The organism is Weissella cibaria, assembly GCF_004521965.1.
GTDB classification, from domain to species: Bacteria; Bacillota; Bacilli; order Lactobacillales; family Lactobacillaceae; genus Weissella; species Weissella cibaria_A.
In genome coordinates this window covers 19548-42504 of sequence record NZ_SDGK01000015.1, presented here as the reverse complement: position 1 = coordinate 42504, position 22957 = coordinate 19548, and the positions used below count along the sequence as shown (strand labels likewise).

The following is a 22957-nucleotide window of genomic DNA, read 5'->3' as shown; positions in this document are numbered from 1 at the left end:
GTAGAACGCTACCTTGCCATGGTAGAGGTCGCGGGTTCGAATCCCGTTGTTCGCTTCTGATTCTAGATTTAGAATCAAATTAAATATTTATTGGGCTTATATGCTAATTGGATAAACACCCCGGCTACGAACCGGGTATTGCAGGTTCGAGTCCTGCTAGGCCCATCGAAGCTACTTTACAGTAGTGGATTGCTTGAAGTAAGCGGTATCAACGATTATGATACTGCTTACTTCTTTTTTGGTTATTCGAAATTTACGTCATTTTACGTCAGCTACATTCGTACCTTACATGGTACCCACACGTTTGAAAAGGGCAACCCGAGACGAAAAATTTAAAATGGCGACAACTCCAATAACATCAACGCATTGCGGAGTGTAATTCTGCTCATTTACTGGGCGAGTACGCGATGATTGATTAGCCAAATGGCTCGAATATGAAGCTACACCTAGCGAGCAAAAAACAAGATGCCGGAGTTTGTTGATAGCCGTTAAGATTCAAATTGAGCTATTCCGCGAATTGGCGGTCAATAATCATAACGAGTACAAGACAAACTAAATGACTAATGACTCGTTCTTTGAACAATTCTCCGCATTGGATGACGAGGTATATGCTGATGGTGCAATTCCAATGCGCTATAAGGAGTTGATGGGATTATCAATTTCAATCGCAACCCGTTGTGATGAGCGTGTTGATTTTCACCTTGGAAATTGTATTAAATTAGGTATATCTTTGGGTGAAATAAAAGATGCAATCAAGATGGGCGTAATTGGTGGTGGTTCAATTACTTATCCGCAAGCGCGCAGAGCGTATGCCGATTTATTTTTTCTAGTATTACCATCACCCCGACGCTGCTCTAACAACTAGCTAGTAGAGCGGTGTCGGGGTGATGGTATTTTTGTATTTATCCGTGTAATTACACAATAAACAACAATCAATTACTTGCTGTAATGGTCCAAAGCGGGTTGGTAAGCGACATTGGCGTTTGTATTTTGAACATGGTCCGTTCGGGCGATACAACGGTTGGCTCATCGCCGTATGTGGGATAGCCGTTTCTAACGGAAGTAATTAGGCCGCCAATAAATAAGAACTCCCTCCTCGAAAGTTATTTCAAATTTTTGGGGGACGTCACATTTGCTGACTCTTTTTATGTTCATAACCAACCGTTTGAGTATTCCTCATAGAGGCAAAAATTGTTTAGTTTTAGGCGTTGAATGAGAAATTTTTGATACACCAATAATGAACGCTATTAACCAAACAACTAAAATAGTGATACTTACTTTTGGAAATAAGGCACTAAGAATTAACGCTACAAGTGTTGTTAAACTGCCAAAAATAGCGGCTGTTTTTGACTTAGCTGACAATTTCATTGTTGATACCATGAAACAAGAGCGCCTCTTGTAGAAATGTTGCCGGCATCAGTGAAGTAGTAATTGACTTTTTATTTATCAAAATAAGAGTTCTCCCATTATATATTTTGTGTTCTTTTGAACACTTAAAAACGAAACCAAACATAAGAAACATTTGCAAAATGATACTAAAATTTTGATTAGATTTTGTATTGAGTTGATAGACTATTTTGGTTTTTTCTGAATCGGCCTTTATTTCCGGTTCCGATCAAGCTGATTTCAAATTTGAGTATTATACGCCAACGAGCGAAGTGGATTTATGTGCTCATGCAACGATTGCCTATTTTACCCTCATGCGGGAACTTGGAAAGGTTGTACCGAACCGATACACAATTGAAACCAAGGCGGGGATTATTCCGATCGAAGTCCAGGCAAAAAGAACATTTATGAAACAGCAGCCATCGTAATTTTTTGAAAAGATTGAAAAGTCTAAGTTAAGCGAGGCCGTCGATATTTCAGCGGTTAATGATAACTATGATATTTAAGTGGTATCTAAAGGTGGGAAAGATAATTTGGTGCCGGTTAATGTCAATGATTTCAACGCCCTAAAGCCTAATTGGCAGGCAATAGCGGCACTTAGTGAGCAATATGGGGTTATTGGTATGCATGTATTTGGTTCATCAGAGACGGATATTGTCTGCCGTAATTTTGTACCGTTGTATGGTATCAACGAGAACTGGCACGTCAAACCGTGTCCTGGCGTGCTATCTATTCAGGAAGAATATTCGGCGTCAAAAAGAGTACATTTTTTATCAAGGAGCTAATTTGGTAAGTCCTTCAGAAATCGTCGTAAAGCTTTCTGTTGATAAGCAAGATGAAATCATAGGTGTTAATGTTTGGGGGAGCTAGTTATGTTGACGATGTAACAGTCTTAGAAGTTGTTTGATACGTAAATTTGTCCAGTAATCGTGCGAGGAACTGTTGCAGGTAATGACTCAAAATTCACTTGTAAGACGTATATGCCTGATGATGTGTCGTAGTCATCGGGCATTTTTTGCGGTCTTATTGTCCAGAATAAGCAAAATTTGAACTTGTTCCCTTTTTGAAAACGGTTACAATTAACCCATACAGAAACGAAACCGGTTCCATAACTATATTTTAAGGGGAACAATATGAACCATGAAGAGGTAGCAAAGCGGGTTGCGAAGGCTCTGGGAGATGAGTTTGGTATGTCGGCCACTAGTGGCGCGTTACAACCTGGAGTTGCGCAATTGAATTGCACACAATCCAGGGCTTAACGGTCGCACGACTGGTTGGTACTTTTTTGCAGGTAGCTTTGCGGTGTTATTGATGCCAACCATCACCGGACAATTTGCGACACAGCACTTGGCACAGGTTATGCAGAGTTTGTTAGGCGTGTGCGTCATTAATGTCATATTAGTTGGGACACACACTATGCGCGTAGTGGATAGAAATTGAACAGAAATCGAAAAAAATAGCATGCGATACATGACAGCAGGTGAAAGCCATGTACCAGAAGAAATGGCAATTATTGAGGGGATTCCTTCGGGGTTAAACGTGACAACTGATATGATTAATCATGAATTAGCACGGCGTCAACATGCGTACGGCCGAGGGCAACGCCAAGTGATTGAAACAGATACCGTAGCCATTCTGTCGGGTGTTCGCCATCAGGTCACTCTTGGTTCGCCAATCACTCTTAACGTTCATAATGATGATCACAATCATTGGCGTAAGATTATGGATCCAAATACGCCAGCGGATGCAGAAAATTCGATGCGAAAGGTCATGCGACAACGGCCAGGGCATGCTGATTTAGTCGGGGGCATTGAATTTCGCCATCAGTCTGATTTACGAAATGTGTTGGAACGTTCATCTGCGCGTGAGACGGTAATGCGTGTTGCGGTAGGTGCCGTTGCTAAAGCGCTATTGCGAGAAGTTGGTGTTGATGTACATGGTTTTGTGCGAAATATTGGGTCGACGTTTAGTAATCTAGAACGTTTAACGACGTTCCAAAATCTTGCGGAATTAAGGGCTGTAACGGAAACTTTCCCAACGCGGGCCCTGGATGAAAAGGGCAATCAAGCGATGCAAGCTGTTATCGACTGGACGAAACGAGATGCAAATACAGTCGGCGGTACGGTGCAAGTAATGGCGACGGGGATGCCAGTTAGGTTGGGGTCTTACGTTGCAGCGACTGAAAAGTTAGATGCAAAAATTGCGCGGGCCATTATTAGTATTAATGCGTTCAAGGGCGTTGATTTTGGCGGTGGCTTTGAAAATGCTGAAAAATTTGGCGATCAGGTGATGGATGAAATTTTTTGGGATGCAGACAAGGGGTTTACGCGGGGTAGTTTACAACCTGGGCGGTTTTGAAGGCGGCATGACAACTGGGGGTGTGATTGTTGTACGTGGGGTAGTTAAGCCAATCCCAATGCTTTATCGACCGATGCAAAGTGTGGATATTGATACGCACGAGAATCACCGTGCGTCGATTGAACGATCTGATACAACGGCGGTAACGGCACCGGTCGTCATTGCGGAAGCGATGGTCACTATTGAATTGGCTAAAGCGGTTCTAGATAAATTTGATGCTGATAATTTCGATCGATTAAAAGAGCAGGTTACCGTGTACCGCGAAGAGGTTCGGCTATTCTAAGTGCCCCAACAAATGTTCCCGTTATGTTTGGATGCAAGAGAACATTCAGGATTTTAAAGTGACTTTTAGGTCTCTTTGCATGTTGGTTTTTGAATATGTTAAGCTGTGCTCGTACGTAAATATAGAGAAAATCAAAGGAGGAAACAACAATGGTTTTAACTGGTACTAAGGCATGGGCAAAGTCTGTTCTAAAAACTGCTGGCATCAAGCATGTGATGGTGGCAAAGCGTAGCACACGCTTGGCAAATGCCTCAATGACGGCGCTATATCGTGAAATCAATCGTCATGGTTTGAGCTAACGGGCGATTCATGATTAAAAGTCGTGCAAAAAACTGAATAATGACTGCTAAGACAGCATCCGGTTGGGTGTTGTCTTTTCTTTTTTGTTGGTAGACAAAAGACACCGCTAATCAGCGGTGTCTTTTAGAATCGTGTATTACATGGCTTATTCCATGCATTAACTTAACTATAGCAAGCTGGTATTAGAATGTCTAGTCATGAAGGTATCGAATTTCAACAATACGTTTGACGCGACATATTTAAACCTATTCAGTACGATTAAGAAATTTGAGGAGGATATTGCCAATAACCTATCAAAATCCAACACATAATACTGTACGAGATGCATTAGAACAGCGCCGACGTCAGCATGAAACATCACCGCTGTGTAATGTGGCACTGCACTTAACCAATACATACTTAACGGAATTAGCCATTGAACTGGCCGTTAAGAAAATGATGGTACTGGCAGAAAATGTGCAAGTTGATCACTTATTATCTGAAGTGGTTAGTGAGCTTAAGATGCCACACTATTTTTCACAAGAATATGTTGATCAATTTCGCGAAACAATCCGGGCCGATGCAACAGTCGAGAATGCCCGTGAGCTACTAAATCAAATTGATGTTTTAATACAAGCTGATATGCGGTTGTGGGTTGCGTATAAACGCCAGGTGCAAGTTGCTTTTGAAGATGCGGGTTACGCAGTTGAAGAAACAACTACAATGATTATCGTGCATCCCGAATTAATAATCGAAAAACTTACGTTGATTTAGTTGTTAAAAAACGTGCCGGTGGTTAGTCGGCACGTTTTTTGAATAATCATGGCTGCAAGGCGTGTTTGTTCGTTGTCACTTATATTAAGAAAAATTATGGCATCACGCCTTGGCAACCACAGAATATAGCATAACTGAAAGTGACGAGGGCGCCAAAAACGATATTTCCAATTTTTAAAAAGCTGTTTTAAAAATTGGAAAGGGTTTGTCCAGTAAATCGTTCAAACTTTGCGATTGTAATTTCTTTGACCGTTCGCCGAATCTCATTAAGCTCAGCCAATGTTGGACTATGCCGTAAGACGATGGTTTGTTGCTCTTCGTAATTCAAATGAATGTTTGAAATGACGAGGTCAGCAGTTGTGATTTGTGTGTCTGTAATAAAGATATTGATGCTAAGAAAACCCTGCAATCGTTGGATTAGGCGACGCTTTAGGGCTTCGTTGTCTACAAAATCTAATGCAATTGTGACGAGTGGCAGCGCATCTTCACGTGGAATTCGGGTTATGAAGGTATTGAAATAATCCTCAAATAAAGTATTACGAACAGTTTCGAACGGTAATTTAATTTGTTTCACAATTTCTTTAATGATTGTCATCGTCAATTCCGCATAAATTGGGAATTGATGGAAGGCGTCTATAATATTGGGCTCTGGACGCAACTCACTATGGAAGTAGACTAGGCGTAGGTTAGACGTGTACAAATCATCTACTAAATCAGTCATTAGTTCAGGCGTTAGCAAACCAGGGTTTCCTAAGAAGCGAGGCAGGCAAACACGAATACAGTTGTTGATGACCGAAAATAGGGTAATCGCTTGCGTAGGCATTAATTGCATGAAATCATGCTTGCGGGCAAACCCAAAGGCATATAAGGCACTGAGGGCGAAACGCGTTTCATCATGGGCCGCCGGGATATCTAGACCAAGCACCGTTTGAAGTGTGTTCATCAAGGTAATGGGAAAGGCGGCGTTCTCGCTAGGCAAATCTACCAAATCACGGAGAACTGGCGTCGAGTCGGTCAATGAAATGATGTGACCATGCTTCATTCGGGTATACCACAAGCCGAGTTGAAACTGCATGACGACGCGCATCGCAGGTGTGATAGTTGCTGTAGTGACACGTGAGAGTGTGTTGAAAAGTTGGGCTGCCCAATTTTGGGCATCTGGGGTGAGGGGGTTAGCTTGTTGATAATAGTAGTCAAATAAAATGCGAAAGAAAAAATAACGAATATCCTTTTCATTGCCATTTAAGGTGAAACTATCTGTCACAAAGATATGCTGTTGTGCCAGATGTTCAGCAAGCTCACGCAATTCGTCGCGGACATAGGGCGTTGAAAAGTCATGTTGCGCGGCAAAATCTTCGACAGACTGGAAATTTTCCAAAAATAAGGCAAGCAGCATATGATATTTTGGCGATCGGTTTAAATAATCTAAGGTGAGGTCATGGAGACTAATTGTATGACCTGATTGGACGATGAAGTGTTGATTACTGGCGTCAAATGTGATGTACGATTGCTCGTTTGGTGAAAGTCTCTCGATGTCGTCAATTAATTCCTGCCCATAATGCATGACCAAATATTTTGACCAACCGAGTTGATTAATAACTTGCTTAATCGGTACTAAGGTATACGGTTGTTCCAGTAAGTGTTTTTTTAGGGTTAGTTTATCTAACTCTTTTTTGTGTAATAGCCATTCCATTGAAAGTCTCCCAATTAACACATAAAAAGGCAGTGCACGCACTGCCTTTTCATAAGCGCTGTTATGTTTTTGTTATACCGCAATGTGTGTTATCTTGGCAAGTTCGGCAAGTAGTTCGTCGTAAATTTCATCGTAATCCGTAATGGCGTTGTGAAAGCTGCGCACAGAACTCTTTAAATAATGTTGGCTAGCAATTGCAACCGCTAGATCGTGTGCGATTTGTTCATTAGATTGAGTCATTATTGACATCCTTCCTGTTACTGAATGATTTTATTATAGGAAGAACACGAGGTCGGAACAAAAATGAGTTTTTAAATTTTGAAAAAATGGTTTTTTGGAAACGAAGCCAGCTTCGCTATGATTAAGGACATTACGTTATGAAAGCGAGAGTTGTTGATTATGAATGATTCAAAGCCGCTCACCAGTATTATGAATGCCGGATTTGTCAGCATTACGGCGATTAATTTCGTCATTTACTTAGTGTACTATCTATTAATGGTGATTATTGCCGTTGTGGTACACACAAATTTGCACGCCAGTTTAGCTCAAGCGGGGCTAGCATCAGGAATTTACGTTATTGGAACGTTGCTTGCTCGTTTATTCATTGGACAGCAACTTGACATCATTGGTCGTAAGCAGTCACTGCGCTACGGTGCGATTCTATATTTGGTTTCGACACTTGCCTATCTAGTGATTCCTAATATTGGGGTGATGTTTGTTGTTCGTTTGGTCAATGGTTTTGCTTATGGTATGGCTTCGACTGCCACAAATGCCATTGTGACAGACTACATTCCAGAGGATAAAAAGGGGTTGGGAATCAACTTCTATGGATTGAGCACGTCACTGGCTGCAGCCATTGGACCGTTTGTGGGAATGATCTTGCTTAACTTGACGAATTTCCGTTTTATTGTGGAAGTGTCATCTGCATTGATTTTGTTGACCACGATTGCGACACTGATTTTGCCAGTCCGTAATTTGGTTTTGACCCCCGAACGGAAAGCCGATTTGCGTCATATGACATTTGATAATTTGATTGAACGCAATACGATTTTTATTGCTAGCATTGGCTTCTTGATGGGCTTCTCTTACTCATCAGTGTTGTCATTTCTTTCATCTTATGCAAAGACGATTCACCTTGTGGGGATTAGTTCGTTCTTCTTTGTGGTGTACGCCTTGGTCATTACCATTACACGTCCTATGGCTGGTCGAATCTTCGACGTGAAGGGTGAGGATTATGTGATGTACCCATCGTATATCTCACTTGCGATTGGGTTAGTTATCTTAGGTTTGACACATTCTGGGGTGACGTTGTTGGTTGCTGGTGCATTTATCGGATTGGGTTATGGAACATTTATGTCGAATGGACAGGCCGTGGCTTTGAAGATGGCACCTAATGCCTTACGAGTAGGCGTGTCGTTGTCAACGTACTTCATTGGTTTAGACTTAGGAATTGGTGTTGGCCCATTCGTCTTAGGTGACATTGCAAAGTTGATAAGTTTCCGCGAATTGTACCTACTTGCGGCTATTATTCCGGTGATTGCTGGTCTCTTATACTACAAGTTTTATAATCACGAACACGATGTGGCACCACAAGTTGATGCGCACTAATGCGATTTTGGCACCTAACAATCCTGTTAGGTGCTTTTTTATGCAAACGGTTACACCTTTTTTCTGCCATAATTTTGTTAGCGGACTAAACTAAAAGTTGTAAAAGTGTTCTGCAACTTAATTAACAAGAAAAGAAGGTAATTCTGATGACTTATCAAGGCAGTACAAAAGAAGAAAAGCTAACCATTATTGACTTGCCACGGTTGCGTGAGGCCGTAAAGCGCGACACCGAAGCGGGAGCGTTTGGCTACGTGGATGGTGGTTCTTCGGACGAACAAGTGTTGCGAGATAACGAACAAGCGTTTCGCCACTATCAATTAATTCCACGTATGTTGCAAGACATTTCGGCGCCTAATTTGAGTACGGCATTGTTCGATATTCCGCTTGCGATGCCCGTGATTGCGGCACCGATTGCAGCGCACGGGCTGATGCACCAAGATGGTGAACAAGTTACGGTCAAGGGAGTTGGTGCTGCAGGGTCGATTTTTAGTCTATCAACGTATGGTAATTCACGTATTGCGGATGTAGCTAGTGCGGCGCCCGATACGCCCAAGTTTTTCCAATTGTATATGTCCCGTGATGATGATTTTAATCAGTATTTGTTAGACGAAGCAGTTAACAACGGTTATAAGGCCATTATTTTGACCGCTGACGCCACGTTAGGTGGTTATCGTGAGGCCGATATTATTAATAACTTTACGTTCCCATTGCCAATGGAGAATTTGGCAGCGTTTTCGAATGCCGCCGGTTCTGGTGAAGGGTTAGGGATTGCTGATATTTATGCACGGGCAAAGCAAAATTTGTCGTTGCGCGATATTAATAAGGTCAAGGACATGGCCCACGGCTTGCCGGTCATTGTCAAAGGCATTCAAGATCCTGACGATGCACTGGCTGCAAATGGGGCCGGAGCTGACGGTATTTGGGTGTCTAATCATGGTGGCCGTGAGCTAAATGGTGCACCAGCATCTATTGATACGTTGGCGGCGATTACAAAGGCTGTTAACCGCCGTGTACCGGTTATTTTCGATTCTGGTATCCGGCGTGGTGAGGATGTTGCGAAGGCACTTGCGCTAGGAGCAGATGTTGTCGCACTTGGTCGCCCGATGCTTTGGGGGTTGAACCAAGGTGGGGCGGCTGGTGTACAATCGGTGTATGAGCATTTGGCAACAGAATTAAAGATTGTGATGCAATTGACGGGTGCACACACGGTAGCCGAGTTGCAACATGCCAAAATTATCGATGCAAAATTTTGAGGATATCAATGGAACTAAAAGAGACGACCGTAACTGAACTACACACCCACCTAAATCGAATTCTGGGTCGCGAAATAGCGACGCCAGACGCTGACATTGCGATTGCCGTGTTAAACGACCAAAAAATGCCAGTTGGTGGGATAATTGCTGAATTTATGGGTGCCGAGGTGCACATTAAGCGGCTCGTTTTATCTGAAGTCCTGCAGGCAGCTGGGGTTGATGCGGCACTATTACGTGAAGTCTTTATGCGTAGTGGTCCACGCGGTGCAAAGGTTGCAACGGCATATGCTCACAACGAAGGGACTCAAGCCTTCTATGAAGCGAATGGTTTTACGTTATTTTGTATAGTGAGCTATTGATTGGCCGAGTAGGATATTTAGGCGATCGACAGTATCGGTACTCGTCAGACGAAATGCGGTACCGTTTGCAACCAAGGTTTCCTCTAACCTAATCCAGGTTCAAGTCTCACCAGCAATGACTTTACCGTCATGATTATATGAAAAGACAACCAATGGCTGTTTGACGCCTCGATAAAAATCAATAGTAACTGTATCGTCGTTAATGCTTGGTGCGGCTGCAAGGTGTTTTTGAACGGCTGTGGTGGCCGCCATTGTAGACCAATCGGTGGGATCGATGGAGCGACCGTGAACAAACGCCTGGCGAACGGTGTTGAGGGCCGTTAAAATAAGTTGTTCTGTTTGCATGGGTAGCCTCCTGTTGTGTGTTTCTCGGATAGATACCAGCATTATACAGACGAATTGTTAGAATGATTTAAAATAGGGTGCCAACACATATACAGTGTGATATAAGTTGCTATTCCACCAGAATGGTGTTATTATAATAACTGTTAATGAATAAGCTCTTAATTGAGTGGCCAGGAACGAAATTCCTTGGCCGCTCATTTTTTTAGGGTTTTACCTCTGACATAGATGATTTTACGGAACGAAGGGAGGGAATAATATGACAAACGTTGTAGAAACAGTGCAAGCTGTCCTAGCGCCTGAGTTGGCAGACCAAGGGTTTGATCTCTGGGATGTGATTTACGAGAAACAAGGATCAGATATGGTGCTCCGTGTGTTAGTTGATCGTCTTGACGGTGCAATTAACATGGACGATTTAGTTATGTTAACCGAAACGATTGGTGAGCGTATGGACCAAATTGAACCAGATCCATTCCCTGAGGCATACTTGATGGATGTCTCATCTCCTGGGGCAGAACGTGAATTAAAGCGGCCACAAGATTACGAATGGGCGCTCGAAAAATATATTCACGTTGCCTTAAACCAAGAGGTGGACGGAGAAAATGAATTTGACGGTGAATTGCTTGCCGCCACTGACGATATGTTGACATTGGCGATTACAGTCAAGGGTAAGCGTAAACGCATTGATGTACCACGTACAGCAATTAAGCAAGCAAACTTGACGATTAGCCAGGATCGCATCTTGACGACACCGGAAGATTTCGAGTGGGCAATAAACAAGATGGTTCGTGTATCAACCTATCAAAAAATCGATGGTAAGAAAGACTTTGCGGGTGAGTTAACGACGGTTTCAGATGAAGCGTTGACAATCACTTTGGACGATGACACTGCGGTTGACGTCCCGCGCGACGCAATTGCACAAGCTCGTCAAGCAAATAACTTCTAATTTTATATGGAGAATCCAAATGAGTAAGGAATTAGTAAACGCCCTTGACGCTTTGGAGCAAGAAAAGGGTATCAAGGCAGAAGTCTTGGTAGAAGCGATCGAAGAAGCGTTGAAGAAGGCTTACGAAAAGAACTACGACGAATCAGAAAACGTTGAGGTTCAATTCGATCAAAAGAAGGGTAACATCAAGGTTTACTCAGTTAAGACGGTTGTTGAAGAAATCGACGAACCTTATGAACAAATCACTTTGGAAGAAGCTTTGGAATTGAACAAGGCTTACGAAATTGGGGATGAAATCCGTTTTGAAGTAACACCGGCTGACTTTGGCCGTTTGGCTGCCCAAACAGCTAAGCAAATCATTATGCAAAAGGTACGTGAAGCTGAGCGTGGCGTTGTTTATGACAAGTTTATCGGTTATGAGAACGAGGTTATTACGGGAGAAGTTGAACGTCAAGATTCACGTTTCTTGTACATTATCTTGCCTGGTAACCAAGAAGCTGCCATGAAGCAAGGTGATCAAATGCCAAATGAGTCATACCGGATGGGTGACAAAATTAAGGTATTGGTGTCACAAGTTCAAAACGAACAAAAGGGACCTCAAGTGTTCGTTTCACGTACACACCCTGAGTTGGTTAAGCGTTTGTTCGAGGCCGAAGTACCTGAAGTCTTTGATGGTACGGTGGAAATTAAGTCAATCGCTCGTGAAGCTGGTGATCGTTCAAAGATTGCGGTTTATTCACATAACAGCAACTTGGATGCCGTTGGAACAATGGTTGGTCAACGTGGTGCCCGTGTGCAAGCCGTTGTGACTGAATTGTCAGGCGAAAACATGGATATTGTGGAATGGACAGAAGATCCAGCCCAATTTATCAAGAATGCTTTGAACCCTGCTGAAGTCGTCGATGTTATTTTTGATCCAACAAACGACCGCGCTGTAACGGTGTTGGTTCCTGATTACCAATTGTCTTTGGCTATTGGTAAGCGTGGACAAAACGCCCGTTTGGCTGCCCGTTTGACAGGCTTCAAGATTGATATCAAGCCTGAAAGCGAACGTGACGCTGTTGTTGCTGACATGGCAAACAAGGAAAACGAAGCCGCTAACGCACCAGTTATCGAAGCTGATGTGGCCGACGACTTCGAGGCATCAGAAGAAGCCTAAGGAGGTGTGCTCATGAAGCCACGTAAGATTCCAATGCGAAAAGACATCGTAACCGGTGAAATGGTACCGAAGAAGGAACTCGTGCGCATCGTACGTACCCCCGAAGGTAACGTTGAACTTGATCCAACCAACCGTGCAAACGGTCGAGGGGCCTATATTTCATTGTCAGTTGAAGTTGCCGAGATGGCGAAGAAGAAGCGCACGTTTGATCGTGTTTTTGCAACGAAGCTTGATGATAACTTCTATGATGAGTTGATTGCCTACGTCGAGCACCAAGCTGCACGTAAGGAATTGTTTGGCGATGCAAAATAAGCAAAAACTTTTAAACTTATTGGGTTTAGCGCGCCGCGCTGGCAAACTAGTGACCGGTGAGGATATGGTACTTGGCTCAATTCGAAACAGTAAAGCAAGTTTAGTTTTCTTTGCTAAAGATGGCGGTGCAAGTAGTATGAAAAAATTTACAGATAAGACAACCAGCTATAACGTGCCATTTACAACCGCTTTGACACGACAAGAATTAGCTGACGCAACCGGATTAGCGCGTACTGTCATTGCAGTAGCTGACCGAGGATTTGCGAAAAAGATGCGGGAATACTTAGAAATCTAGGGAGGATGACACATGACCAAGCGCATTTACGAATTGGCGAAGGAATTAGATGTTTCATCAAAGGACTTAGTGTCAGCAGCTGAAAAGGCTGGTTTGGACGTTAAGAACCACATGTCAACAATTGACGATAAGGCGGTGAAAACGTTGACGAATGCCGTAAAACCAGTTGCTAAGGCAGCACCAAAGGCCGAAAAGAAGGCCGAGGCACCGAAGAAGCCTGCCCAAAACAACGCTCCTAAGGCAGCCCAAAATAACGGTGGTAATAACCAAAACCGTAACAACAACCAAGGTAACCAAAACCGTTCAAACAATGGTAACGGTAACCAAGGTGGTAACCGTAACAACAATAACAACCGCAACAACAACCGCGGTGGAAGCAACGGTCGCCCAAACAACAATTGGAACGGTAATAACCGTAACAAAAAGAAGGGTAAGAAGGGACCTGGTCGTAACCGTAATAACGAAAACCGACCAGCACCAACAGTACGTAAGGACCAACCATTACCAGAAACTTTGGTTTACTCAGTTGGCATGAACGTGCAAGATATTGCGAAGTTGATTCACCGTGATGCCACGGAAATCATCAAGAAGTTGTTCATGTTGGGTGTGATGGTTAACCAAAACCAATCATTGGATGCTGACACAATCGAAATCTTGGCTGCCGATTACGGTATTGAAGCCGAGCAAAAGGTTGAAGTCGACATTGCCGACATCGACAAGTTCTTTGAAGCAGAGCAAGAAAACACAGAAAACTTGACTCCTCGCGCCCCAGTCGTTACGATCATGGGACACGTTGACCATGGTAAGACGACTTTGCTTGACTACTTGCGTAACTCACACGTTACAGAAGGTGAAGCTGGTGGAATCACGCAACACATCGGTGCTTATCAAGTTAAGACTGATGAAGGTCGCGTGATTACGTTCTTGGACACGCCTGGACACGCGGCCTTTACGGCGATGCGTGCTCGTGGAGCTGATATCACGGATATCACAATCTTGGTTGTGGCTGCCGATGACGGTGTTATGCCACAAACCATTGAAGCGATTAATCACGCCAAGGCAGCTGGTACACCAATTATCGTTGCAGTTAACAAGATTGATAAGCCTGGTGCAAACCCAGAAAACGTTATCAACCAATTGATGCAATACGAATTGATCCCAGAAGAGTATGGTGGAGACACAATCTTCGTCAACATTTCAGCCAAGTTTGGTCAAAACATCGAAGAATTGTTGGAGATGATTTTGTTGACGGCTGACGTGTTGGAGTTGAAGGCAAACCCTGATCAACGTGCGGCTGGTTCTGTTATTGAAGCTCGTTTGGACAAGGGTCGCGGAACAATTGCAACGGTCTTGGTGCAACAAGGAACGATGCACGTTGGAGACCCAATTGTTGTGGGTAACACATACGGACGTGTTCGTACAATGACGAACGACCGTGGCCGTCGTGTTAAGGAAGCTGTTCCTTCAACACCAGTTGAGATTACTGGGTTGAATGATGTACCATCTGCTGGTGACCGTTTCGTCGTCTTTGAAGATGAAAAGACTGCCCGTGCAGCTGGTGAAGAGCGTGCTAAGCGTGCTTTGATTGCTGATCGTAACCGTAACAACGTCGTTTCTGTTTCAGACTTGTTTAACAAGATGGCAGAAAAGCAAATGAAGTCTGTTCCAGTTATTATCAAGGCTGACGTGCAAGGTTCTGTTGAAGCATTGGCCGGTTCATTCCGTAAGATTGACGTTGACGGTGTTAAGGTTGATATCTTGCACACGGCTGTTGGTGCGATTAACGAATCTGATGTCACGTTGGCTGAAGCTTCTGGTGCGATTATCGTTGGATTTAACGTGCGTCCTACGCCACAAGCTCGTCAACAAGCGGACTCAGACAAGGTTGATATTCGTTTGCATAATGTTATCTATAACGCAATCGATGAAATTGAAGCTGCTATGAAGGGTCAATTGGATCCTGAGTTCAAGGAAGAAATTGTTGGTACAGCTGACGTACGTGAGTTGTTCAAGGTTTCTAAGATTGGAACGATTGTCGGTGGTATGGTGACATCAGGTAAGATTACGCGTAACTCTTCAGTTCGCTTGATCCGTGATGGTATCGTTATCTTTGACGGTAAGCTTGCTTCTCTGCGTCGCTTTAAGGATGACGTTAAGGAAGTTAAGAACGGTTACGACTTCGGTTTGACGATTGAAAACTACAATGATGAAAAGATTGGTGATGTAATCGAAGCCTACGAAATGGTTGAGATTCCTCGCTAATTAACAAAGGAAATGGAGAGCTAAAATGGCACAACAAAATTTCCGTGTTGGACGTCTTGAACAAGAAATCCAACGTGAAGTCAATGATTTATTGCTAAAACGCATCCGCGATCCTCGAGTTGAAGGTGTCACTGTTACCGGTGTTGAAGTCACTGGCGATTTGCAACAAGCTAAGATTTATTATAGTGTCTTGTCAGAATTGGCATCTGTTAACCAAAAGGCCGCTGCTGGTTTGGAAGCCGCCACTGGTTTGATTCGTAAGGAATTGGGATCACGTTTGGCAATTTACAAGACGCCAGAATTGAAGTTCGTTAAGGATGAATCTGTCCAATATGGTAACAAGATTGATGATTTGATTCGTCAGCTACACCAAAACGACTAATAATTTAGAGAATGGCGACCTACTTTGGGTCGCTATTTTCATACATAGCTAAAAAGTGATAAGAGGATTACATTATGGATGGTATTTTACCGGTGTACAAAGAAGCAGGCATGACGTCACACGACGTTGTGTTCAAGTTACGTAAAATTTTACACATGAAAAAGATTGGTCACGCTGGGACGTTAGACCCATCAGTTGACGGGGTTCTGCCAGTGGCACTGGGTAAAGCTACTAAGGCAATTGAATTTTTGCAAGAGTCCGGTAAGATTTACACGGGTGAAGTAACATTTGGATTTGCGACAACCACTGAGGATTTGGATGGCGAAGTAGTCGAATCTCAAGCTTTGTCACGGCCGTTTACGACTGACGAAATTGCAGATGCCATGAAGGCTTTGACGGGTGACATCACTCAAATTCCACCGATGTTTTCTGCAGTTAAAGTTAACGGCCGACGTTTATATGAATACGCGCGTGCCGGCGAGACTGTCGAGCGCCCTGAGCGCCAAGCGACTATTTATCGATTTGATCGTACGTCTGAACCGATATTTGACGAAACGACGAAAACGCAAAAGTTTATGTTTATTGCAGAGGTCTCTAAGGGGACTTATATTCGCACACTAGCTGTTGACTTGGGTAAACAGCTTGGTGTACCGGCAGTCATGAGTCAGCTTACACGCCAAAAGGCTGGCGGTTATGACTTAAGCCAAGCTCATTCGTTAACGGATATTGCTGAAATGATGACAACAAACGGGAATGTGGATACTTGGTTACAACCGTTAGATAGCGCTGTGGCACAATATCCACATGTTGCGTTAACAGACGATCAATGGGCAAAAGTTAAGAATGGAATTGGCTTGCCTAAAACAGCCTTAATTCCCGTGGCAGATAAGATTGTTGTTACCTACCAAGGTGATGTGAAATCAGTCTTTGAATGGCGGGCAGATCGTAATCAGTACCGCCCGTATCGAACATTTTCAATTGAATAGGTCTTGTTTAAGGCGTCGCAGTACCAGTTTTGAGTGGTGATGTGACGCTTTTTTCATTAGATTTGGTACCTGTGTAAGTGTCGCACCTAAAAATCTTCAAAGTCACCGCCTAAAATACAGACTAAAGCAGTCCGGCATGGTTAGGAATATGCTGAGAAATCGCGTAAAAGGAGACAATAGATATGGCAGAGAAAACAAACGTGGTAATTTTAGGGACTGGCTATGCGAGCCTAATGGCGCTAAGCGGCATTAAGTGTTTTTTCTCAGCGCCTAGTTGACTATGGTTTGGCAGTTTTACAGGGCGTGGGGCGGTTGTTGAATAAGGGAAAGGTTATTAATGCCATTGAGCCTGATGTGATGCACTATGCCGACCGCGAGACAGATGAAAATGGTGAAGTGGTTGCTGGCACGATTATTTGGGCCACCGGTGTTCGGGGGTCGAGTGTTATGGCTGCATCAGGTTACCAAGCAAAACAAAACCGTATGAGTGTTACGCCTTATCTGCAAGATCCAGCGGATGATCGAATTTATATTGTAGGAGATGTTGCAGCGGTCACGGATTCAAAAACCGGCCAAATCTTACTAACAACTGCACAATTAGCGTTGGTTATGGGGAAAATTACAGGCAAAAATGTCTTAGCTGCGGTAACAGGGTATGAATTAACACCATTTACATATAAATCACTCGGTACAGTTTGTTCAATTGGTAATACGAGTGTGATTGGGGGTGGTCGGCGATGAATATGAAGTCCGTGGCTATCCGGCATCGATGCTCAAAAAGGTCATTATGAATAAATCGTTATTATAAACTGGCGGGATTAAGCAAGTCACGGCTAAGGGACGCTTTGATTTGTATCATTAAGAACTTGTAAAAACACCAGCTAAAAATGGTGTTTTTCTGTACACTAAACTAAAAAAATTCTTAGTGGGCAACGTTATGAGCAATAAATTAAAAGCGACCGGTTTGGTTGGCCTGGTCTTATTGTTGTTTGTCAGTGTTGGCGCATCTGGTGGGTCACACGATGATGCAAAGAACCAATCATCACAGGTTAGTTCACATGTTGAAAAAAAGGCATCATCACATGCAACGAGTCAGGCTTCGAGTGAAAAGAAAGCGGCCACATCTGTAACTTCATCCAGTGCATCATCTAAAGCGGCTGCAGCCTCGAGCTCTGCCACTGTGTCAGGAAATCCAGAGATGCAAGTTCAAAGGTTAAATGGGACGGTGCAAAGGCCGCTGCCTTATGCTAGTGAGCGAAAAATGGTTATGGCGAGCCTCGATCATTTGGGTCGGGCACGTGATAGTCATATTCAATTATCAAACGCAGAAGAGCCAACTGCTAAACGTTCCGAACGACTAACATATGATCCAGTTGGTTGGCACAATTTTAAGTTTTGGTACTCAGAGTTTGGTGAACAAACAGGGTCGAAACAGGCTTGGCTAATGGCGCATGGACACTTAGTGGGATATCAGTTCTCAGGGTTAAATGATGAAGCGCGAAACTTGGTCCCTGAGACAGCTTGGATGAACTCGGGAAACTATAGTGGTATGGATGAAGATAATACCGCTAGCATGCTTTACTATGAGAATCATTTGGATAGTTGGTTAGCGACACATCCAAATTTCCGGTTGGATTATCAAGTGACACCGCTATATGCACAAGATGAATTAATTCCGCGCAAAGTTCGATTAGCCTATGTTGGTTATGACGACGCCGGAAAACGAATCCAGATTAAAGTTGGTGGTGGACGCGAAGAGTCTGGCACTGATGATGCAACGATCGTGTACCTTGATAATACAAGCCCCAATGCGACGATTAACTACGCTGATGGCACAGCTGCAAATACAGTGAGTGCTACACCAGTAGCTCCAGCGGTATCAGCCCCGGCCACAAGTGGCAGTGCACCTGGCGCATCATCTGAACCCAGCACGGCACCTACTTCACAACCACAAGCACCAGCGACAACGAATGACCCAACCGTGTACGTAACAGGCGGGGGGCCAAGTGCTGTGTATTGGTACGGCACTGATAGCATGCCGGCTAATACAGATAAGGCTAATTTGGTGCAAATGCCGGAGAGCCAGGCCATTCAACAGGGGAAGCGTCATAGTATGACTGAGAGGTAACCCTGAGAGTGATGGGTGCCAACGCGTTTAATAAATGAATGTTCATTCTTTTTTAAAAGCTGGTGTATCACGAATATTCTGACTAAGCCCCGCCTTGTGCGGGGGTTTTATGTTATTATGAAAACATTGAATTTTTGAAACGAGAGGCGCTGACAATGGAAGTCATCACATTACATCATCCTTTTGACGCTGCCACAATTGCCGACGAGCCAGTTGTGTTAGCCATGGGCTTTTTTGACGGAGTTCACGCGGGACATCGTGCTGTAATTAATCGTGCAAAAGCTGAAGCGACAGCACGAGGTGTGAAATTGGCAGTGCTTACGTATGATCAACATGCGTCAGTCGTATTTGCCACACACCAACACCCTTTGACGTATCTCACGACGTTGCCACGTAAGCTAGCGTTGCTTGCAGAGATGGGGGTTGACGTGGCTTACGTCGTTAACTTTACATCTGCTTTGGCGAAACTTGCACCAGCTGACTTCGTTGAACAGTATATGATTGGTTTACGTGCAACAGCCGTTGTAGCTGGATTTGATCACACATACGGGGCTAGCGATGCGCAAGCAGATATGCCCCACTTGCCCGGCTACGCATCTGGACGCTTTGATGTCATTGAAGTTTCACGTGTTGATGTTGACGGAGAAGAAAGTGCTTCAACACGCGCACGTAAACTGGTTGATGCCGGTCAGGTGGATGCGTTGAATGAATTGTTAACGCAACCCTACCAAACCAGTGGTGTGGTTGTTCACGGTGAGGCCCGTGGACGTGAAATGGGTTACCCAACAGCCAACATTGAGACTACGTCAGGTGAGCGGTTACCAGGGGTTGGGGTGTACGTGGTCGAATTGGAAATCGCTGGTAAATGGTACGGCGGGATGGCATCGATTGGTTACAATGTGACCTTTGGTGAAAACCGGCCCAAGACAGTTGAAATTAACCTGTTTGATTTTGCCCAAGAAATATATGGCGAGCGTGTGAACGTTCGTTGGCATCATTACATTCGTGGTGAAGAAAAATTCACTGGTATGGATGCTTTGATTGGAAAGCTTCAAGAAGATGAATCTGTGTCACGACGCTTTTTAGCGGAAATGTAGTCTAAGAAAAAAGAAAGGAGACAAATCATGTCTTTTGATGGTCTCTTTACGCACGCAATGGTGCGTGAATTGAATGAAACTTTGGCTGGTGGTCGAATCATGAAGATCCACCAACCATACCCTAACGAAATTTTTCTGGTAATTCGTAATAATCGTACAAATTATCCAGTGTTATTGAGTGCGCATCCTTCGTTTGCTCGGGCTCAGATTTCTCGTATTAAGTATGCGAACCCGCAAACGGCACCTAATTTTGCCATGATGCTTCGTAAGCATCTAGAAGGCGCCCAATTGCTGCGCGTTGAGCAGGTGGCAAATGATCGTATGATTAAGTTCACCACTTCTGGACGCAATGAGCTCGGTGATGAAGAGAAGACGTCGCTTATCTTGGAGATGATGGGACGTCACTCAAATTTGTTCTTGATTGACGAACCGACACAACGTATTTTGGATTTGATTAAGCACGTTCCAGCTGACCAAAATCGTGTACGAACACTAATGCCCGGTGGCACTTATGTGATGCCACCGAAGCAAGATGTGCTTAATCCGTATGAATCACTTGATGGACTAGCTAATTTGATTTTGGATAAACCAGATGTGAACGATTTGGCGAAGGGAATTCAAACCACGTTCCAAGGATTTGCCCGTGATTCGGCACAAGAATTAGCAACGGTGTTGCAACAATCCGGCGATGCGATGAAGTTAGCGCAAGATTGGTTTGGCCGCTTCGATCAGCCAGCACCACGGCTAATTTCTACGGGAAAGGGTGTTAATTTCACCCCGTTTGAGTGGTTAACTGTACAGGGGAATGTATTAACCTATCCAACACTCAGTGAAATGTTGGATGCGTACTTTGCTGAAAAATCAGAACGAGATCGCGTGCAACAACAAGCGGCCATTGTTTTGCGAGTTGTTCGAAATGAATTAAAGAAGAATAAAACTAAGATTAAGAAGCAACAAGCTGAACTAGATGCAGCTGATGATGCAGATGAATTTAAGGTTAAAGGTGAGTTGTTGACGACATACATGCACCAGTTGGAGCGTGGCATGACTGAAATTGAGTTGCCAAATTATTATGACGATAATAAGTCTCTCAAAATTGCTTTGTCTAACCAAATCGGCCCATCACAAAACGCCCAGAAGTATTTCACGAAGTACAACAAATTAAAGACGTCTGTGAAGTACTTGAATGAGCAAATTGCCATAGCGCAAGAGGAAGTCGATTATTTTGAAAACTTGCTTGCACAAATTAATATCGCCTCGCCAAAAGATATCGAAGAAATTCGTCAAGAGTTGATTCAAGAAGGCTACATGCGGGTGCAGAGCAAGAAGAAGCAAAAGCCTCAGGTTAGCCAACCAGAAAAATTCTATGCAACTGATGGTACGCTGATTGAAGTGGGTAAGAACAATCTACAAAATGAACGGTTGTCCATGAAGACGGCTGCTAAATCAGATATCTGGCTACACACCAAGGATATTCCAGGCTCTCACGTTATCATTCACGATGCAAATCCATCTGATAACACGTTACTTGAAGGGGCGATGTTAGCAGCGTATTTTTCGAAGGCTCGAGATTCAGCGAATGTGCCAGTAGACTACTTGCCAGTCCGTAGGTTACGAAAGCCAAATGGTTCTAAACCTGGTTTCGTAATTTTCGAGGGACAAACGACTATGGCAGTGACGCCTGATTTTGCACTGGTGCAACGGTTACGTCAAAATAAGCCAGTACTGCAGCAATGACAAATTGTTAAAACGACTAGCGGTACCAACGTGGTGTTGCTGGTCGTTTTTTGCTAAGCTGTGGTTAAAATATTAAAGTCTCATTAACCAAAATGGTTCAATTAACAGCCAATCTCTGAAATTTAGTAAAATAAGCTTAAATTACAAATTTTAGGGGGGTTCATCATGATCAAGGAAATTGCACTGGCTGACATCGACACAATGCGTGCCGCGATTCGAAATGGTGTTGATCGCGTGGAATTAAATAGGCGTCTGGATTTGGGAGGACTAACCCCAGATGACCAGACAGTTGCCGAAGCTGTGACGTTGGCAGCTGAAGCACAAATTGATTTGGTCGTGATGATTCGCCCACGGGGTGGTGACTTCGACTATTCTGAGGTTGAAATTGAAGATATGCGCCGTTCGTTACGTCGCATGCGAGCTTTGGGGGTCAAGACGGTGACGTTTGGGGTGGTCGACGTCAAAAAGCATCTAGCTCGGGATCGAATGATCAAGTTGCTGGAAGCTGCAAAGCCCATGCAAGTGGTGTATCACATGGCTTTTGATGATATTGCAGAACGTTGTCAACAACAAACCTTACGCTGGTTGGCGAATTACGGGGTAATACGTGTGTTAACGCACGGTGGGAAGTTAACTGTGCCGCTCACGGAAACAGTGTCGCGTTTACAAGAGATTGTCAAAATGGCACCACCAGGTCTCACGATTCTACCTGGTGGTGGTGTGACGTTTGAGAATGCAGAATGGTTATCACAGCAACTCCATGTCAGTGAGCTGCACGGGTCAAAAATTGTACCATTACCTGTTGAGGATGCTTTGTAATGGTAAGGGAAGCCTTTTTGTCCTAATTGTGTAATACAAAAAGCGTATAATCTATTAGTTATGTCAGGAGGTTGGGATGAAAACCGTCTTAGAAGCGTTACGCGATACTGAAAAACAGTACAAGATCGTGCTGACGAAGATGACAAAAAGTAACGGACTGACGATTGCCGAGTGGCAGTTGTTGAGTCATGTAGCCACTGGGTTTGATACTCAAGATAAGTTATCCGATGAAACGGGCCTTGATAATTCGACATTATCACGGCAGCTAAGTTCATTACTCAAGAAAGAAATGGTTTCAAATATTGCCGTTGGTCGCGATCGGCGCCAATTAATATACGAGCTCACAGGCAAGGGTAATGACGTACTGACGGCTGTTAACGAACAGCATATGATGTATGAAGAAACTGCATTTAAGTTATGGTCCGCTGAAGAAAAAAGCATGGTTCAAATCTTACTTAACCGTCTTGAAAAGTCATTAAGTAAGCAAATATAGGAGGAT

At 43.8% G+C, this 22957-nt stretch carries 25 protein-coding genes, 1 tRNA gene and 1 pseudogene; 23 read left to right on the top strand and 4 right to left on the bottom strand.

The window, feature by feature from the left end; genetic code table 11:
- The first annotated feature begins 92 nt into the window (after positions 1-92).
- Together EST42_RS02485 and EST42_RS02480 are read left to right on the top strand one after the other, a co-directional pair.
- A tRNA-Arg gene (locus EST42_RS02485) sits at positions 93-165 on the top strand.
- Between the two features lie 391 nt (positions 166-556).
- Entirely contained in the window at positions 557-865 is a 309-nt protein-coding gene (locus EST42_RS02480; protein WP_134644066.1) for a carboxymuconolactone decarboxylase family protein, read from the top strand.
- Between the two features lie 311 nt (positions 866-1176).
- On the opposite strand, the gene EST42_RS02475 is transcribed toward EST42_RS02480, so the two are convergent.
- Positions 1177-1380, bottom strand: coding sequence for a hypothetical protein (locus EST42_RS02475; protein ID WP_134644065.1), 204 nt, complete (start codon positions 1378-1380; stop codon positions 1177-1179).
- Positions 1381-1577: 197 nt separating this feature from the next.
- Here EST42_RS02475 and EST42_RS02470 point away from each other — a divergent pair, with 197 nt between their 5' ends.
- The 5 genes and pseudogenes from EST42_RS02470 to EST42_RS02455 all read left to right on the top strand — a co-directional run bounded on the left by EST42_RS02470 (position 1578) and on the right by EST42_RS02455 (position 5080).
- Positions 1578-1814 (top strand): PhzF family phenazine biosynthesis protein, encoded by a 237-nt coding sequence (locus EST42_RS02470; protein WP_167711046.1) that lies wholly within the window; start codon positions 1578-1580, stop codon positions 1812-1814.
- A gap of 705 nt (positions 1815-2519) precedes the next feature.
- Entirely contained in the window at positions 2520-2645 is a 126-nt protein-coding gene (locus EST42_RS11325) for a hypothetical protein (protein ID WP_280633860.1), read from the top strand.
- 202 nt (positions 2646-2847) lie between these two features.
- Positions 2848-4027: pseudogene (aroC, locus tag EST42_RS02460) on the top strand (chorismate synthase).
- 149 nt (positions 4028-4176) lie between these two features.
- Positions 4177-4326, top strand: coding sequence for a hypothetical protein (locus EST42_RS10450; protein ID WP_167711044.1), 150 nt, complete (start codon positions 4177-4179; stop codon positions 4324-4326).
- Positions 4327-4606: 280 nt separating this feature from the next.
- A complete protein-coding gene (locus EST42_RS02455) occupies positions 4607-5080 on the top strand; it encodes a hypothetical protein (RefSeq protein ID WP_134644063.1) in 474 nt (157 codons plus the stop codon).
- A 187-nt stretch (positions 5081-5267) separates the two neighbouring features.
- Here the strand turns inward: EST42_RS02455 and EST42_RS02450 are convergent, their stop codons facing one another.
- Both EST42_RS02450 and EST42_RS10445 read right to left on the bottom strand, forming a co-directional pair.
- Positions 5268-6773, bottom strand: coding sequence for a helix-turn-helix domain-containing protein (locus EST42_RS02450; protein ID WP_134644062.1), 1506 nt, complete (start codon positions 6771-6773; stop codon positions 5268-5270).
- A gap of 72 nt (positions 6774-6845) precedes the next feature.
- A complete protein-coding gene (locus EST42_RS10445) occupies positions 6846-7013 on the bottom strand; it encodes a hypothetical protein (RefSeq protein WP_167711040.1) in 168 nt (55 codons plus the stop codon).
- A gap of 159 nt (positions 7014-7172) precedes the next feature.
- Here EST42_RS10445 and EST42_RS02445 point away from each other — a divergent pair, with 159 nt between their 5' ends.
- The 3 genes from EST42_RS02445 to EST42_RS02435 all read left to right on the top strand — a co-directional run bounded on the left by EST42_RS02445 (position 7173) and on the right by EST42_RS02435 (position 9993).
- Entirely contained in the window at positions 7173-8381 is a 1209-nt protein-coding gene (locus tag EST42_RS02445) for an MFS transporter (protein ID WP_134644061.1), read from the top strand.
- A 146-nt stretch (positions 8382-8527) separates the two neighbouring features.
- A complete protein-coding gene (locus EST42_RS02440; RefSeq protein ID WP_134644060.1) occupies positions 8528-9634 on the top strand; it encodes an alpha-hydroxy-acid oxidizing protein in 1107 nt (368 codons plus the stop codon).
- Between the two features lie 8 nt (positions 9635-9642).
- Positions 9643-9993, top strand: coding sequence for a hypothetical protein (locus EST42_RS02435; protein ID WP_134644059.1), 351 nt, complete (start codon positions 9643-9645; stop codon positions 9991-9993).
- Between the two features lie 99 nt (positions 9994-10092).
- Here EST42_RS02435 and EST42_RS02430 read toward each other — a convergent pair whose 3' ends face one another.
- Entirely contained in the window at positions 10093-10338 is a 246-nt protein-coding gene (locus tag EST42_RS02430) for a hypothetical protein (RefSeq protein WP_245150341.1), read from the bottom strand.
- 256 nt (positions 10339-10594) lie between these two features.
- Here EST42_RS02430 and rimP point away from each other — a divergent pair, with 256 nt between their 5' ends.
- The 13 genes from rimP (at position 10595) to EST42_RS02365 (ending at position 22951) form a co-directional block, all read left to right on the top strand.
- Complete coding sequence (rimP, locus tag EST42_RS02425; RefSeq protein WP_134644058.1) at positions 10595-11281, top strand: ribosome maturation factor RimP; 687 nt, start codon at positions 10595-10597, stop codon at positions 11279-11281.
- 19 nt (positions 11282-11300) lie between these two features.
- Positions 11301-12440 (top strand): transcription termination factor NusA, encoded by a 1140-nt coding sequence (gene nusA / locus EST42_RS02420; protein ID WP_043708405.1) that lies wholly within the window; start codon positions 11301-11303, stop codon positions 12438-12440.
- A gap of 12 nt (positions 12441-12452) precedes the next feature.
- A complete protein-coding gene (rnpM, locus tag EST42_RS02415; RefSeq protein WP_134644057.1) occupies positions 12453-12752 on the top strand; it encodes an RNase P modulator RnpM in 300 nt (99 codons plus the stop codon).
- Entirely contained in the window at positions 12742-13047 is a 306-nt protein-coding gene (locus EST42_RS02410) for a YlxQ-related RNA-binding protein (RefSeq protein ID WP_134644056.1), read from the top strand. Before rnpM ends, EST42_RS02410 begins: the two co-directional genes overlap by 11 nt.
- A gap of 12 nt (positions 13048-13059) precedes the next feature.
- Positions 13060-15309 carry a translation initiation factor IF-2 gene (gene infB, locus EST42_RS02405; protein WP_134644055.1) on the top strand — a complete coding sequence of 750 codons (2250 nt, stop codon included), beginning with the start codon at positions 13060-13062 and terminating at the stop codon, positions 15307-15309.
- A 25-nt stretch (positions 15310-15334) separates the two neighbouring features.
- Complete coding sequence (rbfA, locus tag EST42_RS02400) at positions 15335-15691, top strand: 30S ribosome-binding factor RbfA (protein WP_010373741.1); 357 nt, start codon at positions 15335-15337, stop codon at positions 15689-15691.
- 74 nt (positions 15692-15765) lie between these two features.
- Positions 15766-16677 carry a tRNA pseudouridine(55) synthase TruB gene (truB, locus tag EST42_RS02395; RefSeq protein ID WP_134644054.1) on the top strand — a complete coding sequence of 304 codons (912 nt, stop codon included), beginning with the start codon at positions 15766-15768 and terminating at the stop codon, positions 16675-16677.
- 315 nt (positions 16678-16992) lie between these two features.
- A complete protein-coding gene (locus tag EST42_RS02390) occupies positions 16993-17418 on the top strand; it encodes an FAD-dependent oxidoreductase (protein WP_245150340.1) in 426 nt (141 codons plus the stop codon).
- 196 nt (positions 17419-17614) lie between these two features.
- Positions 17615-18805 (top strand): DNA/RNA non-specific endonuclease, encoded by a 1191-nt coding sequence (locus EST42_RS02385; protein WP_134644053.1) that lies wholly within the window; start codon positions 17615-17617, stop codon positions 18803-18805.
- A 155-nt stretch (positions 18806-18960) separates the two neighbouring features.
- A complete protein-coding gene (gene ribF, locus EST42_RS02380; RefSeq protein WP_134644052.1) occupies positions 18961-19902 on the top strand; it encodes a riboflavin biosynthesis protein RibF in 942 nt (313 codons plus the stop codon).
- Positions 19903-19929: 27 nt separating this feature from the next.
- Positions 19930-21639, top strand: coding sequence for an NFACT RNA binding domain-containing protein (locus tag EST42_RS02375; RefSeq protein WP_134644051.1), 1710 nt, complete (start codon positions 19930-19932; stop codon positions 21637-21639).
- Positions 21640-21804: 165 nt separating this feature from the next.
- Positions 21805-22458 (top strand): copper homeostasis protein CutC, encoded by a 654-nt coding sequence (locus EST42_RS02370; RefSeq protein ID WP_134644050.1) that lies wholly within the window; start codon positions 21805-21807, stop codon positions 22456-22458.
- A 76-nt stretch (positions 22459-22534) separates the two neighbouring features.
- Positions 22535-22951: a MarR family winged helix-turn-helix transcriptional regulator gene (locus EST42_RS02365; RefSeq protein WP_134644049.1), complete on the top strand. Its 417-nt coding sequence runs from the start codon at positions 22535-22537 to the stop codon at positions 22949-22951.
- Positions 22952-22957: the final 6 nt, after the last annotated feature.

Bases quoted from the DNA above. Each gene is read 5' to 3' on its own strand.
- EST42_RS02475 (WP_134644065.1), bottom strand. From the start codon at position 1,380: ATGGTATCAACAATGAAATTGTCAGCTAAGTCAAAAACAGCCGCTATT.
- EST42_RS02410 (WP_134644056.1), top strand. From the start codon at position 12,742: ATGCAAAATAAGCAAAAACTTTTAAACTTATTGGGTTTAGCGCGCCGC.
- EST42_RS10445 (WP_167711040.1), bottom strand. From the start codon at position 7,013: ATGACTCAATCTAATGAACAAATCGCACACGATCTAGCGGTTGCAATT.
- EST42_RS10450 (WP_167711044.1), top strand. From the start codon at position 4,177: ATGGTTTTAACTGGTACTAAGGCATGGGCAAAGTCTGTTCTAAAAACT.
- EST42_RS02440 (WP_134644060.1), top strand. From the start codon at position 8,528: ATGACTTATCAAGGCAGTACAAAAGAAGAAAAGCTAACCATTATTGAC.
- EST42_RS02445 (WP_134644061.1), top strand. From the start codon at position 7,173: ATGAATGATTCAAAGCCGCTCACCAGTATTATGAATGCCGGATTTGTC.
- EST42_RS02450 (WP_134644062.1), bottom strand. From the start codon at position 6,773: ATGGAATGGCTATTACACAAAAAAGAGTTAGATAAACTAACCCTAAAA.
- ribF (WP_134644052.1), top strand. From the start codon at position 18,961: ATGGAAGTCATCACATTACATCATCCTTTTGACGCTGCCACAATTGCC.
- rimP (WP_134644058.1), top strand. From the start codon at position 10,595: ATGACAAACGTTGTAGAAACAGTGCAAGCTGTCCTAGCGCCTGAGTTG.
- EST42_RS11325 (WP_280633860.1), top strand. From the start codon at position 2,520: ATGAACCATGAAGAGGTAGCAAAGCGGGTTGCGAAGGCTCTGGGAGAT.
- rnpM (WP_134644057.1), top strand. From the start codon at position 12,453: ATGAAGCCACGTAAGATTCCAATGCGAAAAGACATCGTAACCGGTGAA.
- EST42_RS02365 (WP_134644049.1), top strand. From the start codon at position 22,535: ATGAAAACCGTCTTAGAAGCGTTACGCGATACTGAAAAACAGTACAAG.
- rbfA (WP_010373741.1), top strand. From the start codon at position 15,335: ATGGCACAACAAAATTTCCGTGTTGGACGTCTTGAACAAGAAATCCAA.
- EST42_RS02430 (WP_245150341.1), bottom strand. From the start codon at position 10,338: ATGCAAACAGAACAACTTATTTTAACGGCCCTCAACACCGTTCGCCAG.
- truB (WP_134644054.1), top strand. From the start codon at position 15,766: ATGGATGGTATTTTACCGGTGTACAAAGAAGCAGGCATGACGTCACAC.
- EST42_RS02385 (WP_134644053.1), top strand. From the start codon at position 17,615: ATGAGCAATAAATTAAAAGCGACCGGTTTGGTTGGCCTGGTCTTATTG.
- EST42_RS02480 (WP_134644066.1), top strand. From the start codon at position 557: ATGACTAATGACTCGTTCTTTGAACAATTCTCCGCATTGGATGACGAG.
- infB (WP_134644055.1), top strand. From the start codon at position 13,060: ATGACCAAGCGCATTTACGAATTGGCGAAGGAATTAGATGTTTCATCA.
- EST42_RS02435 (WP_134644059.1), top strand. From the start codon at position 9,643: ATGGAACTAAAAGAGACGACCGTAACTGAACTACACACCCACCTAAAT.
- nusA (WP_043708405.1), top strand. From the start codon at position 11,301: ATGAGTAAGGAATTAGTAAACGCCCTTGACGCTTTGGAGCAAGAAAAG.
- EST42_RS02370 (WP_134644050.1), top strand. From the start codon at position 21,805: ATGATCAAGGAAATTGCACTGGCTGACATCGACACAATGCGTGCCGCG.
- EST42_RS02375 (WP_134644051.1), top strand. From the start codon at position 19,930: ATGTCTTTTGATGGTCTCTTTACGCACGCAATGGTGCGTGAATTGAAT.